Annotated in this window: 12 protein-coding genes; 5 read left to right on the top strand and 7 right to left on the bottom strand. The window is 67.8% G+C overall.

The features are described from left to right. Nucleotides 1-108: 108 nt before the first annotated feature. The 4 genes from ACFOM8_RS05870 to ACFOM8_RS05855 are packed head-to-tail and all read right to left on the bottom strand — an operon-like array spanning nt 109 to nt 4,691. Nucleotides 109-1,188: a BMP family ABC transporter substrate-binding protein gene (locus ACFOM8_RS05870; protein ID WP_377760200.1), complete on the bottom strand. Its 1,080-nt coding sequence runs from the start codon at nt 1,186-1,188 to the stop codon at nt 109-111. 25 nt (nt 1,189-1,213) lie between these two features. Further along, nucleotides 1,214-2,101, bottom strand: coding sequence for an ABC transporter permease (locus ACFOM8_RS05865; protein WP_377760198.1), 888 nt, complete (start codon nt 2,099-2,101; stop codon nt 1,214-1,216). Next, nucleotides 2,098-3,174, bottom strand: a complete 1,077-nt coding sequence (locus ACFOM8_RS05860; protein WP_377760196.1) for an ABC transporter permease — start codon at nt 3,172-3,174, stop codon at nt 2,098-2,100. Before ACFOM8_RS05860 ends, ACFOM8_RS05865 begins: the two co-directional genes overlap by 4 nt. Then, nucleotides 3,171-4,691 carry an ABC transporter ATP-binding protein gene (locus tag ACFOM8_RS05855; protein WP_377760194.1) on the bottom strand — a complete coding sequence of 507 codons (1,521 nt, stop codon included), beginning with the start codon at nt 4,689-4,691 and terminating at the stop codon, nt 3,171-3,173. The genes ACFOM8_RS05860 and ACFOM8_RS05855 overlap by 4 nt, the downstream gene beginning before the upstream one ends. A 95-nt stretch (nt 4,692-4,786) precedes the next feature. Between ACFOM8_RS05855 and dnaE the strand changes: the two genes are divergently transcribed. From dnaE to ruvB, 5 genes are read left to right on the top strand one after another with little or no spacing between them, the layout of a single operon-like run. Further along, entirely contained in the window at nt 4,787-8,257 is a 3,471-nt protein-coding gene (gene dnaE / locus ACFOM8_RS05850; protein ID WP_377760192.1) for a DNA polymerase III subunit alpha, read from the top strand. Between the two features lie 57 nt (nt 8,258-8,314). After that, the gene (gene ruvC, locus ACFOM8_RS05845; RefSeq protein WP_377760191.1) at nt 8,315-8,812 is read left to right on the top strand and encodes a crossover junction endodeoxyribonuclease RuvC; all 498 of its coding nucleotides are present in this window, start codon (nt 8,315-8,317) and stop codon (nt 8,810-8,812) included. Further along, a complete protein-coding gene (ruvA, locus tag ACFOM8_RS05840; RefSeq protein WP_377760189.1) occupies nt 8,809-9,495 on the top strand; it encodes a Holliday junction branch migration protein RuvA in 687 nt (228 codons plus the stop codon). The genes ruvC and ruvA overlap by 4 nt, the downstream gene beginning before the upstream one ends. 18 nt (nt 9,496-9,513) lie before the next feature. Then, complete coding sequence (htpX, locus tag ACFOM8_RS05835; protein WP_377760187.1) at nt 9,514-10,419, top strand: zinc metalloprotease HtpX; 906 nt, start codon at nt 9,514-9,516, stop codon at nt 10,417-10,419. Beyond that, entirely contained in the window at nt 10,416-11,447 is a 1,032-nt protein-coding gene (gene ruvB / locus ACFOM8_RS05830) for a Holliday junction branch migration DNA helicase RuvB (protein WP_377760185.1), read from the top strand. Before htpX ends, ruvB begins: the two co-directional genes overlap by 4 nt. A 251-nt stretch (nt 11,448-11,698) precedes the next feature. Here the strand turns inward: ruvB and folD are convergent, their stop codons facing one another. From folD to ftsH, 3 genes are all read right to left on the bottom strand, one after another. Next, complete coding sequence (gene folD, locus ACFOM8_RS05825; protein ID WP_377760610.1) at nt 11,699-12,574, bottom strand: bifunctional methylenetetrahydrofolate dehydrogenase/methenyltetrahydrofolate cyclohydrolase FolD; 876 nt, start codon at nt 12,572-12,574, stop codon at nt 11,699-11,701. A gap of 14 nt (nt 12,575-12,588) precedes the next feature. After that, nucleotides 12,589-12,888, bottom strand: coding sequence for a chorismate mutase (locus ACFOM8_RS05820; protein WP_377760183.1), 300 nt, complete (start codon nt 12,886-12,888; stop codon nt 12,589-12,591). Between the two features lie 96 nt (nt 12,889-12,984). Further along, nucleotides 12,985-14,874, bottom strand: coding sequence for an ATP-dependent zinc metalloprotease FtsH (gene ftsH / locus ACFOM8_RS05815; protein WP_377760181.1), 1,890 nt, complete (start codon nt 14,872-14,874; stop codon nt 12,985-12,987). Nucleotides 14,875-14,900: the final 26 nt, after the last annotated feature.

The raw sequence follows: 14,900 nt of genomic DNA, 5'->3' as shown, positions 1-14,900 counted from the left end.
ACTGAATGTCGCTGCGGTGTCCGATGGCCCCGGCGATTCGGAGGCTTCACGGCAACCGCCCCATCGTTATACGAAGGGGCGGTTACGAAACGGTTCACGCGGGGCTTGTCACTGCGGGATCGTGGCGGTGATGCCTTCGACAAAGAAGTTCATGCCCTCCAGATCCTTGTCGCTGGCGGTCTGGCCCTCGGCCAGCCAGGGGCTGCCGTCGGCCTTGTTCAGCGGGCCGGTGAAGGGATGGTATTCGCCCGCGCCGATCTTGTCGCGCAGGGCCTCGGCCTCGGCCTTCACCTCGGCGGGAACGGCCTCGGTGATCTCGCCGATGGCGACGATGCCGTCGCCGATGCCGCCCCAGACGGCTTCGGGCTGCCAGGTGCCGTCCAGGATGCGGCCCACGCTTTTGACGTAATGGGCGCCCCAGTTGTTGTAAACCGACGACACGCGCGGCGTCGGCGCGAAGGAAGCCATGTCGCTGGCCTGTCCGAAGCCGATCTTGCCCGCCTGCTGCAACTGCGCCAGCGGCGCGGTCGAGTTGGTGTGTTGCAGGATCACGTCCACCCCCTCGGCCATCAGGGCGTTGGCGGCGTCGGCCTCTTTCGCGGGGTCGAACCAGGTATAGGCCCAGACCACCCGCATCTCGACATCCGGGTTCGCCTTTCTGGCGTGGATAAAGGCCGAGTTGATGCCCTGGATCACTTCGGGGATGGGAAAGGTCGCGATATAGCCGATCTTGTTCGTCCGCGTCATGCGGCCCGCGATGGTGCCCGTCACCGCGCGGCCTTCGTAGAAGCGGCCATTATAGGTGCCCACGTTGTCGGCGCGCTTGTAGCCCGTGTTGTGTTCGAACTTGATGTCGGGGAACTTGGCCGCGACGTTGATGACCGCGTCCATGTAGCCGAAGCTGGTCGCATAGATCACGTCGTTTCCGGCAAGCGCAAGCTGGGTCAGCGCGCGTTCGGCATCGACCCCTTCGGGAACGCTTTCCAGATAGGTCGTTTCAACCCGGTCGCCGTATTCGGCCTCGACCGCCAGGCGGCCCTGGTCGTGCTGATAGGTCCAGCCGCCGTCGCCCACGGGGCCCACATAGATGAAGCCGACCTTCAGGGGGTCTTCCTGCGCCCAGGCGGGCAGGGCAAGGCTGATCGTCGTCATGGCGGCGACGCTGGCGATAAGCTGTCTGCGGTTCATTCTTCCCTCTCTGATGGGCCCGGCGTCAGCGCAGGGCGTGAAAATCCTGTCCCAGCGATCCGGGCGCGGTGCCGCCCGCGCGGCGGCTGAACTTCTGCCGGGCGGAAATCGCCACCAGCACGATGATCGTCGCCAGATAGGGGGCCATGGACAGCAGTTGCACCGGCACCCGGACGCCCGCCGCTTGCAGGCGCAGTTGCAGCGCGGTGACGCCGCCGAACAGCCATGCGCCCGCCAGCACGCCGGCGGCGGTCCAGTTGGAAAAGACCACGATGGCCAGCGCGATCCAGCCCGCGCCCGCTGTCATGCCCTCGGTCCATTGCAGCACCGTGGCGATCGAGATGAACGCCCCGCCGACCCCCGCCATGGCGCCGCCGAAGGCGATGGCCGCAAGGCGGACGCGGCGCACGTCATGGCCGAGCGCATGGGCCGCATCGTGGTTCTCGCCCACGCCGCGCAGGATCAGGCCCGCGCGGGACCGGTTCAGGAACCACCAGATCAGCGGCACCATCAGCAGTCCTAGCCAGACGATCCAGTTGAGACCCAGCGGTCCGGGGGCCATGGCGGGGGCCTTGACCCCTTCCATCGGCTTGCCGAACAGCGCGGCCAGGCCCAGGCCGAACAGCGTGAGCGCCAGGCCCGACGCGACCTGGTTCGACAGCAGGAACTGCGTCAGGGCGGCGAAGGGCAGGGCGATCAGCGCGCCCGCCAGGGCGGCGGCGGCAAAGCCCAGAAAGGGATTGCCGCTGTGATGGGCGGCGGCGAAGCCGGCCAGGGCGCCGGTGATCATCATCCCCTCGACCCCCAGGTTCAGGACGCCCGCGCGTTCGACCACCAGCTCGCCCAGGGCGGCGAACAGGATGGGGGTGGAGGCCGACAGCAGCAGCAGGAACAGGGCGACGGGGTCGATCATGCCGTGACCTTCCGGGCGATGCGATAGCGGGTCAGCAGATCCAGGCCCAAAAGAAAGAACAAGAGCATGCCCTGGAAGACCTGCACGGTCGCGGCAGGCAGGTTCAGCATCAGCTGCGCCATTTCCCCGCCGATATAGGTCAGCGCCAGCAGCAGCCCGGCCAGCAGGATGCCCACGGGGTGCAAGCGGCCCAGAAAGGCCACGATGATCGCGGTGAAGCCGTAACCCACGCCCACCTTGTCGGTGATCTGGCCCGCGGGGCCGGCGACCTCGAACAGGCCCGCCATGCCCGCCAGCGCGCCCGAAAGGCCCAGGCAGAAGGCCACCAGCGTTTCGGGTTTCACCCCGGCGAAGCGGGCGGCGCGGGGGGCGATGCCGGCGGCGCGGATATGGAAGCCGCGGATGTGGCGCGACATCAGGAACCAGGTGGCCAGCACGGCTGCGGCGGCGGCGACCACGCCCCAATGCGCGCCGGTTCCCGCGATCAGTTCGGGGTTCGCGGCCGCCGGGTATTGCTGGAGGTTGCGCGATCCGGGAAAGCCCATCCCTTCCGGGTTCTTCATCGGCCCAAAGGCCATCCAGGCGGCGATGCGCTGCGCGACATAGACCAGCATCAGCGACACAAGGATCTCCGAGGCTCCGAACCAGTTGCGCAGCAGCGCCGGGATCATGCCCCAGGCCCATCCGCCCGCCGCGCCCGCGACCACCATGGCGGGGAAAATCCACATGCCCGGCGCGGGATAGGCGGCCAGGGCCACCGCCGCGCCGGCGATGGCGCCGATGATGTATTGCCCCTCGGCGCCGATGTTCCAGATGCCCGCGCGGAAACCGACGGCCAGGCCCGAGGCGATCAGGATCAAGGGCGCCGCCTTGACCAGCAGTTGCGGGCGGGAATAGCCGGCGGCGGGGCCGAACAGCGGATCCCAGAAGATCGTCCTGATCGCGGCCACGGGGTCATGGCCCATCACGGCGAACAGCACGCCGCCCGCGACCATCGTCGCCAGCACCGCCATGACGGGCGTGGCGATCTGCAACACGAGGGGGGTGTCGGTGCGGGGAACAAGGCGGATCATGGATGCGCCACCTCCATCCCGTGCGCGCCGCCCAGCATCAGGCCGATCTGGTCCAGGGTCAGGCCTTCGGTTGGCCGGGGGTCGGACAGGCGGCCTTCGTTCAGCGCGCAAAAGCGGTCGGAGAGTTCCAAGAGTTCGTCCAGATCCTGTGAAATCACGATGACGCCCGCGCCGGAGCGCGCCAGATCCAGCAGCGACTGGCGCACGGCGGCGGCCGCCCCCGCATCCACGCCCCAGGTGGGCTGGTTCACCACCAGCACGCGCGGAGCCTGCATCACCTCGCGCCCGACCACGAATTTTTGCAGATTGCCGCCCGACAGCGCCTTGGCGGCGGTGCCGGGGCCGGGGGTGCGCACGTCGAAGGCGCGGATGACCGTTTCGGCATAGGCGCGGGCGGCGGGGCGGTCGATCAGGCCCCTGCGGACAAGACCCTTGCGCGCGCCCGCCGTCAGCAGCGTGTTGTCGGTCAGGCTGAAATCCGGGACGGCGGCATGGCCCAGCCGATCCTCCGGCGCGGCCAGAAGGCCCGCGCTGCGGCGCGCTTCGGGGCCAAGGCGCGACAGGTCCGCGCCTTTCAGCAGGATCGTGCCGGGGGCGCTGCGGATCTCGCCCGACAGCGCGGCCAGCAATTCGTCCTGGCCATTTCCGGCCACGCCGCCGATGCCCAGGATCTCGCCCGCGCGCAGGGCCAGGGCGACGCCTTTCAACGCCGTGCCCTCGGCGGCGGGCGCGGCCTGCGTGAGGTTGCGGACCTGCAACAGAACCTCGCCCGCCTGCCGCCCGCTGCGGTCGACGGGGCGCATCTCTCCGCCCACCATCATCGCGGCCAGGGCGCGCGCGGAATGGGCGCGGGGGTCGCAACTGTCCACCACGCGGCCGCCGCGCAGGATCGTGGCGCGGTCGCAATGGGTGCGGATTTCCTCGAGCTTGTGGCTGATGTAAAGGATCGCAGTCCCCCCGTCCGCCAGCTTGCGCAGGGTGGCGAACAGCAGTTCGGCCTCTTGCGGGGTCAGGACGCTGGTGGGTTCGTCCATGATCAGCAGGCGCGGGTTCTGAAGCAGGCAGCGGATGATCTCGACCCGCTGGCGTTCGCCCGCCGACAGGGTGACGACGCGGCGGGCGGGGTTCAGCGGCAGGCCGAAATCCTGGCTGACCCGGGCGATTTGCGCCGAAAGCGCGCGCCGGGGCGGCGGGTTCTCCATCCCCAGGGCGACGTTTTCGGCAACCGTCAGCGCGTCGAACAGTGAAAAATGCTGGAACACCATCGCCACGCCCGCCGCCCGCGCGGCGCGGGGGTCGGCGGGCTGATGCGGCTGTCCGTTCAACAGCATCTGCCCTTGATCCGGGCGCACAAGGCCGTAGATCATCTTGACCAGCGTCGATTTGCCCGCGCCGTTCTCGCCCAACAGGGCGTGGATCTCGCCCGATTGCACGGCAAAGGACACATCGTCGTTGGCGCGGACGCCGGGAAAGGATTTGCCGATCCCCAAGGCCCGGAAAACTGCCGCGTCGGTCAAAAGTTGTCCCCTTGGTCAAATCCCTACCTGCTTATCCCGGCTTGCCTGCCTTCGGCAATTGCGCTGTTTGGACAGGCTGCGATACAAGCCTGATCATGCCCGCGAAAAATCCCCGATTCATCCATCTCCGCACGCATTCCGAGCATTCGTTGCTGGAAGGCGCCATTCCCGTGGGCAAGCTGCCCGGTCTTGCGGCGGATGCCGGAATGCCCGCCGTGGCGCTGACCGACACCAACGCGATGTTCGCGGCCCTGGAATTCAGCGTGAAGGCCATGGACAAAGGCGTCCAGCCGATCGTCGGCTGCCAGATCACCGTGCAGGACGGCGCGACCGGGCCGGTGGTGCTGCTGGCGCAGAACGGGGCGGGCTGGCTGAACCTGATGGCGCTGTCGTCCTGCCTTTACCTGCGCGACGGCGGCGCGCCGCCGCATGTGACCGTCGATGAACTGCTGACCCACGCCGAGGGGCTGATCTGCCTGACCGGCGGGCCGACAGGGCCGCTGGGCTGCCTGATCGCGCAAGGGCAGCGCGACAAGGCCGACGCGCTGGCCGACCGGCTGGCCGCCGCCTTTCCCCGGCGGCTTTACGTCGAATTGCAGCGCCACCCCGGCGAGAACGGCCAGCTGATGCCCGCCGAGGCCGCGTCCGAAGGCGGGCTGATCGACCTGGCCTATGCCAAGGGCCTGCCGCTGGTCGCCACGAACGACGTGTATTTTCCCAAGCCCGACATGTTCGAGGCCCATGACGCGCTGATCTGCATCGCCGAAAAGGCCTATGTGGACCAGTCGCAGCCCCGCCGCCGCCTGACGCCGCAGCATTATTTCAAGTCGGCCGAGGAGATGGCCGTGCTGTTCGCCGACCTGCCCGAGGCGCTGGAGAACACCGTCGAGATCGCCCGCCGCTGCGCCTTCGCGGTCAGCAAGCACAAGCCGATCCTGCCGCGCTTTGCCGACGACGAGGTCGAGGAACTGCGCCACCAGGCCCGCGCGGGCCTCGAGGCGCGGCTGCGCGTCATTCCCCATGCCGTTCCCGTCGAGGAATACCAGGCCCGTCTGGAGTTCGAGCTGGGCATCATCGAGCAGATGGGCTTTCCAGGCTATTTCCTGATCGTGGCCGACTTCATCAAGTGGGCCAAGGACCGCGACATTCCCGTGGGGCCGGGGCGGGGATCGGGCGCGGGGTCGCTGGTGGCCTATGCGCTGACCATCACCGACCTAGATCCCTTGCGCTACAACCTGCTGTTCGAGCGCTTCCTGAACCCCGAACGCGTGTCGATGCCGGATTTCGACATCGACTTCTGCATGGACCGGCGCGAGGAGGTGATCCGCTATGTCCAGGACCGCTACGGCAAGGACAAGGTGGGCCAGATCATCACCTTCGGCGCGCTTTTGTCCAAGGCCGCCGTGCGCGACGTGGGCCGGGTCTTGCAGATGCCCTTCGGCCAGGTGGACCGCCTGTCCAAGATGATCCCGCTGGAAGGCGTGAAGCCCGTCAGCATCGCCAAGGCCCGCGCCGACGAGCCCCGCCTGCGCGAAGCCGCCAAGGAAGAGGTGGTCAAGCGCCTGCTGGACTATGCGGAACAGCTGGAAGGGCTTTACCGCAACGCCTCCACCCATGCGGCGGGCGTGGTGATCGGCGACCGGCCGCTGGACCGGCTGGTGCCGCTGTATCGCGATCCGGCCTCCGACATGCCGGCCACGCAGTTCAACATGAAATGGGTGGAACAGGCCGGGCTGGTGAAGTTCGACTTCCTGGGCCTGAAGACGCTGACGGTGATCCAGAACGCCGTGGACCTGATCAACGGCGGCGGCCGTCCCCTGCATGTCGCCGCCGACGGGCGCGTGCTCTACGACCCGGCGCCGGGAACCGAAAACCAGATCAACCTGATCCCGCTGGACGACAAGGCGGCCTACGACCTGTTCGCCAGCGCCAAGACGGTCGCGGTGTTCCAGGTGGAATCCAGCGGCATGATGGACGCGCTGCGCCGGATGCGGCCGACCTGCATCGAGGACATCGTGGCGCTTGTGGCCCTGTATCGCCCCGGCCCGATGGAGAACATCCCAACCTATTGCGAGGTCAAGAACGGACTGCGGAAACTGGAATCGATCCACCCCAGCATCGACCATATCCTGGCCGAGACGCAGGGCATCATCGTTTATCAGGAACAGGTGATGCAGATCGCCCAGGTCATGGCGGGCTACAGCCTCGGCGGCGCCGACCTGTTGCGCCGCGCCATGGGCAAGAAGATCGCCAGCGAGATGGCCAAGGAACGCCCGAAATTCGTCAATGGCGCGGTGGCCAACGGCGTGGACGCCAAAAAGGCGGGCGAGGTCTTCGACCTGCTGGAAAAATTCGCCAACTACGGCTTCAACAAGTCCCACGCGGCGGCTTATGCCGTGGTCAGCTATCAGACCGCCTGGCTGAAGGCCAACCACCCGGTCGAGTTCATGGCCGCGGTGATGAACTGCGACATCCACCTGACCGACAAGCTGGCGATCTACAAGCGCGAATGCGACCGCATGGGCATCGCCATCGTGCCGCCCTGCGTGAACCGCTCCGCCCCCACCTTCAGCGTGCGCGAAGGCCGCATCCATTATGCCCTGGGCGCGCTCAAGGGGGTGGGCGTGGACGCCATGAAGCTGATCCACGACGCGCGGGGCGACACGCCCTTCCGCGACATCCACGATTTTGCCCGCCGCGTGGACATGAAGCGCGTGGGCAAGCGCCCGCTGGAGATGCTGGCCCGCGCAGGCGCCTTCGACGTGCTGGACGACAACCGCGCCCGCGTGGTCAAGGGTCTGGACGCGCTGTGCGCATGGTCGGCGGCGGTGCAGGAGCAGGCGGCCTCCAGCCAGACATCGCTGTTCGGCGGGGGCGAGGATCTGCCGCCGCCCCGTGCCCCCATCGCCGGGGTCTGGCTGCCCACCGAAAAGCTGGGCGAGGAGTTCAAGGCGGTCGGCTTTTATCTGTCCGGCCATCCGCTGGACGATTACCAGTCCGACCTGCGCCGCAAGAAAGCCCAGACGCTGGCGCAGATCTGCGTCGAGGCCGCCGGCGGCCCGTTCGTCGCCTTTATCGCGGGCACCGTCGCCGCGCGGATGGAACGCAAGTCGGCCAAGGGAAACGCTTATGCCTTTGTCAGCCTGTCCGATCCCACCGGCATCTACGAGGTCACGGTGTTCTCGGACCTTCTGGCCGCGACGCGCCCCCTGCTGGAACCAGGGCAGAACGTGGTGTTGCAGGTCAAGGTCGAGCCTTCGGGCGACGAGGTGAAGATGCTGGCCAATTCGGTCGTTTCCTTGCCCGACTTTGTGGCCGACGCGGGCGCGGGCTGCCTGGCGGTCGAGATGCAGGGCAGCGACACCATCCCCCGTCTGGCCGAGACCCTGGCCCGCATCCGCGCCGAGATCACCGTTCCCGCCCGCTCGCGCGGCCCCGTCCTGCTGCGCATCCGCGAGGGCGACGAGCTGATCGAGATCGAGGTCGCGAACGACGCCCCCCTGACGAGCCCCGCCCGCCAGGCCTTGCGCGCGGTGCCGGGCGTGCTGGACGTGGTCGAGGAATAGACCTAGGCAAATGTTCGCCTTTCGTGCTAATCCTTTGAAAACAGAAAAGAGGCGGGCATGAGGGTTCTGGGGATCGACCCGGGTTTGCGGAACATGGGGTGGGGCGTGATCCTGGTCGAGGGACCGCGCCTGCGCCACGTCGCCAACGGCGTGATCCAGACGGCCGGGGGCGACCTGGGCACGCGGCTGTCGCAACTGTATCGCGGGCTGTGCGCGGTGATCGCGGCCCACGCGCCCGACGCGGCGGCGGTGGAGCAGACCTTTGTGAACAAGGACGCGGTGGGCACGCTGAAGCTGGGCCAGGCGCGCGGCATCGCCCTTTTGGCCCCGGCGGAAGCGGGGATCCTTGTGGGCGAATACGCCCCGAATGCGGTCAAGAAGACCGTGGTGGGCGTGGGCCATGCGGGCAAGGATCAGGTTCAGCACATGGTCAAGGTGCAGCTTCCGGGCGTCACCTTCGACAGCGCCGATGCGGCGGATGCGCTTGCCATCGCCATCTGCCACGCCCGCCACCTGCAAGGCCGCAGCCTGCGCATCGTGGAACGGTCCGCATGATCGGCCGCATCGCCGGGATCATCCTGCACCGTGCCCGCGATCATGTCCTGATCGACGTGCGCGGCGTGGGCTATATCGTCCATGTCAGTGAAAGAACCGCCGCCAGCCTGCCGCCGGTGGGGCAGGCGACGGCGCTTTATACCGACCTGATGGTGCGCGAGGATCTGCTGCAACTGTTCGGCTTCCCCTCGATGCTGGAAAAGGAATGGCACCGGCTGCTCACCAGCGTGCAAGGGGTGGGCGCCAAGGTGTCGCTGGCGATCCTGGGCACCCTGGGGCCGGAAGGGCTGGGCCGCGCCATCGCGCTTGGCGACTGGGCGTCCGTCCGCAAGGCGAATGGCGTCGGCCCGAAGCTGGCGCAGCGGGTGGTGCTCGAGTTGAAGGACAAGGCCCCCTCGGTCATGGCGCTTGGCGCGACGCTGACGGTGGACATGGGCGTGCCGATGGTCGAGGCCGATGCGGCGGTCATCGAGGCCGCTGTCCCGGCCGCCCGGCCGGCCGCCCCGTCGGATGCCGTGCTTGCCGCCCGCGCGACCTCTGACGCGCTGTCCGCGTTGTCCAATCTCGGCTATGCTGCCAGCGAGGCGGCGCAGGCCGTGGCCGAGGCGCAGGCGCGGGAACCGAACCTCCAAACCCCCGCGTTGATCCGCGCGGCGCTGCGCCTGCTGGCGCCGAAGGAATAGAAAAAAGGGGGGAGAGCGATGCACGGGAACGCCAAGGTCTTCATCCTGATGGCCGCCATGACCGCCCTGGTCATGGCGCTGGGCTGGATGCTGGGCGGTCAGGGCGGCGCGATGATCGCGCTGCTGCTGGCGGGCGGCATGAACGTCTTTTCCTGGTGGAACAGCGACAAGATGGTGCTGCGCCAGCAGGGGGCGGTGGAACTGTCGCCAAGCCAGGGGGGCGATCTTTACACGCTGACCGCCGAACTGGCGCGACGGGCGGACCTGCCGATGCCGAAACTGTATCTGCTGCCGACCGAACAGCCCAACGCCTTTGCCACCGGCCGCAATCCCGAGAACGCGGCCGTGGCGGTGACGCAGGGTCTGGTCCGCAGCCTGTCGCGCGACGAGATCGCGGGCGTGATCGCGCATGAACTGGCCCATATCAAGCACCGCGACACGCTGACCATGACCGTCACCGCGACCCTGGCGGGGGCCATCGCGATGATGGGCAACATGATGATGTTCACCGGCGGGCGCGACGACCGGGGCGGCGGCCTGGGCGCGATCCTGGCGATTATCTTTGCGCCCCTGGCCGCGATGATGGTGCAGATGGCGATCTCCCGCACCCGGGAATTCGAGGCGGATGCGACCGGCGCGCGGATCTGCGGCCAGCCGCAGGCCCTGGCCTCGGCCCTGGCGAAGATCTCGCGGATGGCGGGGCGGGTGCTGAACATTCCGGCGGAAAAGAACCCGGCAGCGGCGGCGATGTTCATCGTCAATCCGCTGGGAGGCCTGCGCATGGACCGCCTGTTCGCCACCCATCCCGCGACCGAGGATCGCATCGCCCGGCTGATGGCGATGAACGGGCGCGCGACCATGGCCGAACGCGCCTCGTCCATCCCGCGCAGCGGGCGCGACGATGGCCCCTGGGGGCGCGGATGATCCAGCCCGACCCGACCCTGCGCCCCCAGCCGATGGACGGCGAATCAGAGGACCGCGCCCTGCGCCCGCAGATGCTGTCCGAATTCGTGGGCCAGGCCGAGGCGCGCGCCAATCTGCGCGTCTTCATCGAAAGCGCCAAGATGCGCGGCAAGGCGATGGATCACACGCTGTTCTTCGGCCCGCCCGGCCTGGGCAAGACCACGCTGGCGCAGATCATGGCCCGCGAACTGGGCGTGAATTTCCGCATGACCTCGGGTCCGGTGCTGGCGCGGGCGGGTGATCTGGCGGCGATCCTGACCAACCTCGAAGCGCGCGACGTGCTGTTCATCGACGAGATCCACCGCATGAACCCGGCGGTCGAGGAGATCCTGTATCCCGCGATGGAGGACTTCGAGCTGGACCTGGTGATCGGCGAAGGCCCCGCCGCGCGGACCGTGCGGATCGAGTTGCAGCCCTTCACCCTTGTCGGCGCCACGACACGCCTTGGCCTGCTGACCACGCCCTTGCGCGACCGCTTCGGCATCCCGACGCGGCTGGAATTCTATACGATTGCCGAACTGGACCTGATCGTGCAGCGCGGTGCGCGGCTGATGGGCATCAGCGCCGATCCCGACGGGACGCGCGAAATCGCCCGCCGCGCGCGCGGCACTCCCCGGATCGCCGGACGGCTGCTGCGCCGGGTGGTGGATTTCGCCCTGGTCGAGGGAGACGGGCGGCTGAACAGGGAAATCGCGGACGCCGCGCTGACGCGCCTCGGCGTGGACGACATGGGCCTGGACGGCGCGGACCGGCGTTACCTGATGCAGATGGCCGAACATTACGGCGGCGGGCCGGTGGGGGTTGAAACGCTGTCCGCCGCCCTTTCCGAAAGCCGCGACGCCATCGAGGAGGTGATCGAGCCCTATCTGCTGCAACAAGGCCTGGTTGCCCGGACGCCGCGCGGGCGGCAGTTGACGGCGGGCGCGTGGCGGCATCTGGGGCTTGCGGCGCCGGCCGCGCCTTCGCAGGGCAGTCTGTTCGACGGCTGACGTCGCACGGGGGCGCTGCCCCCGTCGCGCCATGCGCGACTCCCCCGGGATATTTGCGGTCCAATGCAGGAACCAAGAACGCCCCATCCCGCGAAGGGATGGGGCGCCTGCTTCGGACACGGTCATCGGCGTCCCCGCCTGTACCGTGATGTCAGAATGCCGCCAAAAGGTTGAGAAACCGTGAAGCGACCTGCTTTGGACCGCAAATATCCCACGGGGGTCCGGGGGTGTGAAACCCCCGGCCTCTCGCATCAGGGCGTCAAACCCTCGGGGTCGGGCAAGCCATTGACCCGGGCTGTCGCTGTCAGGGTGTTTGCCAGCAGGCAGGCGATGGTCATCGGACCCACGCCGCCCGGCACCGGGGTGATCGCGCCCGCGGTCTGGCTTGCGGCGTCGAAATCGACATCGCCGACCAGCCCGTCATCGGTGCGGTTGATGCCCACGTCGATCACCGTCGCGCCCGGCTTGATCCAGTCGCCCTGCACAAAGCGCGCCCGGCCCACGGCCGCAACGATGATGTCGGCCTGACGGCACAGTTCCGGCAGATTCTTCGTGCGCGAGTGGGCGACCGTCACCGTCGCGCTGTCGCGCAGCAGAAGCTGGGCCATCGGCTTGCCCACGATGTTGCTGCGCCCGATCACCAGGGCGTTCTTGCCCCCGAGATCGCCCAGGTGGTCGCGCAGCAGCATCAGGCAACCCAGGGGCGTGCAGGGAACCATGGCCTTTTGCCCCGTCGCCAGCCGACCCACGTTCAGGATGTGGAACCCGTCCACATCCTTGTCGGGGTAGATGGCGTTGATCACCGCGGATTCGTCCATGTGGCGGGGCAGGGGCAGTTGCACCAGGATGCCGTTGACCGAAGGATCGGCGTTCAGCCGGTCGATCAGCGCCAGCAGATCGGCCTGCGGCGTTTCGGCGGGCAGGCGGTGTTCGAACGAGTTCATGCCGACCTCGCGCGTCATGCGGCCCTTGGAGCGCACGTAAACCTGGCTGGCCGGATCCTCGCCCACCAGCACCACGGCCAGGCCGGGGGTGATGCCCCGGGCCGTCATCGCGGCGACCCCGGTCGCGATGCGGGCGCGCAGGTCGGCGGCGAAGGCCTTGCCGTTGATCAGGGTGGCGGTCATGGGCAGTGTCGCGGTCACGGGCGGTCTCCGTTCAGGTAGCGGTCTTCCTGCGCGATGGCGGCTTCGACCATTTGCCGCCAAATATTCTCGATCAGCGCCCGCTCCAGTCCGCGCGATGCGGCGTGACGGCCCGCGTTTGCGACAACCTCCTCGACCCGTTCGTCGATGCGGGCGGGCAGGCCGATCTGTTCCTTGATCCGGGCCGCGCGGGCGATCAGCGCGTAACGCTGCGCCAGAAGGCCCACAAGCTGTTCGTCCAGGGCGTCGATATGGGCGCGCAGCGTCGCCATGTCCGAGATGTCGTCGATCTGCATCGGACCCTCCATGTGCTGGCATGGGGGATGCACCGGGCAGCAGGGCTGTGCAAGACCAAAGAGAAACCCCGGCATGGCGGCCGGGGTTTGTTCGCGTCACGCGGGGGCGGGATCGCCGCCAGGGGCGGGCTTGCCCGCCTTGGGGATCGCCGTCACCGCCGGGATCAGGCTGCCGGGCGTGTCGTCGTCGCCGCCCAGCGGCTCGCCCCGCAGAACCTTGCCGATCTCCTCGCCCGTCAGGGTCTCGTATTCCAGAAGGCCCTGGGCCAGCCGCTCGAACTCCTCGTTCTTTTCCAGAAGGATGCGGCGGGCGGTCTGGTAGCCTTCCTCGATCAGGTCGCGGACCTCCTGCTCGATCAGCTCCTTGGTCGCGGCCGAGATCGAGAAACCCCCGGTCGAGCCGTTATAGCCTTCATGCGCCTCGGCATAGTCGATGTTGCCCACCTTGTCGGACATGCCCCACCGCATCACCATGGCGCGGGCAAGCTGGCTGGCCTGCTGTATGTCGCCCGCCGGGCCGTTGCTGACGCCTTCCTCGCCGTACTTGATGATTTCGGCGGCCTTGCCGGCCATGGTCATGGCCAGCTTCTGCTTGGCCTCGTCCTTGTGGAAGTTCAGGCGGTCCATCTCGGGCAGGCTGACCACCATGCCCAGGGCGCCGCCGCGCGGGATGATCGTGGCCTTGTAGACCGGATCGCATTTCGGCAGCGAAAGGCCCACCACGGCATGGCCCGCCTCGTGATAGGCGGTCTTTTCCTTCTGCTCGGGCGTCAGGACCATGGAGCGGCGTTCCACGCCCAGCATGACCTTGTCCTTGGCGTTCTCGAAATCCTCCATGCTGACAAAGCGGCGGCCGATGCGGGCGGCCATCAGGGCGGCCTCGTTCACGAGGTTCATCAGGTCCGCGCCGGAAAAGCCGGGCGTGCCGCGCGCGATGATGCGCAGGTCCACGTCGGGGCCGACCGGCACCTTGCGGGCATGGACCGACAGGATCTTCTCGCGCCCCTTGATGTCGGGGTTCGGGACATGGATCTGGCGGTCGAAGCGGCCGGGGCGCAGCAGGGCGGGGTCCAGCACGTCGCGGCGGTTGGTGGCGGCGACAATGATGATGCCCTCGTTGGCCTCGAACCCGTCCATTTCCACCAGAAGCTGGTTCAGGGTTTGCTCGCGTTCGTCGTTGCCGCCGCCGATGCCCACGCCGCGCGCGCGGCCCACTGCGTCGATTTCGTCGATGAAGACGATGCAGGGGGCGGATTTCTTGGCCTGCTCGAACATGTCGCGGACGCGGGACGCGCCGACGCCCACGAACATTTCCACGAAATCGGACCCCGAGATGGTGAAGAAGGGCACGCCCGCCTCGCCCGCGATGGCGCGGGCGAGCAGCGTCTTGCCGGTGCCCGGAGGGCCGACCAGCAGCGCGCCTTTCGGGATCTTGCCGCCCAGGCGGCTGAATTTCTGCGGGTTGCGCAGGAACTCGACGATCTCCTCAAGCTCCTCCTTGGCCTCGTCGATGCCCGCCACGTCGTCGAATGTCACGCGGCCGTGCTTTTCGGTCAGCAGCTTGGCGCGCGACTTGCCAAAGCCCATCGCGCCCCCTTTGCCGCCGCCCTGCATGCGGTTCATGAAGAAGATCCACACGCCGATCAGCAGGATAAAGGGCAGCCAGACGCCCAAAAGGGACATAAAGCCCGACTGCTGCTGGCGGACGACCTTCACGTCGACGTTCTTGGCGATCAGGCGGTCGGCGATATCCTCGCCCTGAGGACGGACGGTGGAATACTGGTTGCCGTCGGTGCCGGTGATGCCCAGTTCCTCGCCGTCGATGGTGACGGCGGAAACCTGATCGTTGTCGACGCGTTGGATGAAGTCCGAATAGCTGATCTGCCGGCTGTTCATTGTTGTCGCGCCGTCGCTGAACAGATTGAACAGCGCCAGGATCATCAGAAACAGGACGACCCAGAAGGCGAGGTTTCGTGCGTTGCCCAAAGCGGGACCTCCGGCGAATATCGATT

It is taken from the genome of Paracoccus angustae (genome assembly GCF_042648745.1).
Taxonomy (GTDB): Bacteria; Pseudomonadota; Alphaproteobacteria; order Rhodobacterales; family Rhodobacteraceae; genus Paracoccus; species Paracoccus angustae.
The sequence above is the reverse complement of the archived record's forward strand: the minus strand, read 5'-3'. Positions and strand labels throughout refer to the sequence as shown.

Coding starts and splice junctions, on each gene's coding strand:
- ACFOM8_RS05870 (WP_377760200.1), bottom strand. CDS start 1,188: ATGAACCGCAGACAGCTTATCGCCAGCGTCGCCGCCATGACGACGATC.
- ACFOM8_RS05865 (WP_377760198.1), bottom strand. CDS start 2,101: ATGATCGACCCCGTCGCCCTGTTCCTGCTGCTGCTGTCGGCCTCCACC.
- ACFOM8_RS05860 (WP_377760196.1), bottom strand. CDS start 3,174: ATGATCCGCCTTGTTCCCCGCACCGACACCCCCCTCGTGTTGCAGATC.
- dnaE (WP_377760192.1), top strand. CDS start 4,787: ATGCCCGCGAAAAATCCCCGATTCATCCATCTCCGCACGCATTCCGAG.
- ruvC (WP_377760191.1), top strand. CDS start 8,315: ATGAGGGTTCTGGGGATCGACCCGGGTTTGCGGAACATGGGGTGGGGC.
- ruvA (WP_377760189.1), top strand. CDS start 8,809: ATGATCGGCCGCATCGCCGGGATCATCCTGCACCGTGCCCGCGATCAT.
- htpX (WP_377760187.1), top strand. CDS start 9,514: ATGCACGGGAACGCCAAGGTCTTCATCCTGATGGCCGCCATGACCGCC.
- ruvB (WP_377760185.1), top strand. CDS start 10,416: ATGATCCAGCCCGACCCGACCCTGCGCCCCCAGCCGATGGACGGCGAA.
- folD (WP_377760610.1), bottom strand. CDS start 12,574: ATGACCGCCACCCTGATCAACGGCAAGGCCTTCGCCGCCGACCTGCGC.
- ACFOM8_RS05820 (WP_377760183.1), bottom strand. CDS start 12,888: ATGCAGATCGACGACATCTCGGACATGGCGACGCTGCGCGCCCATATC.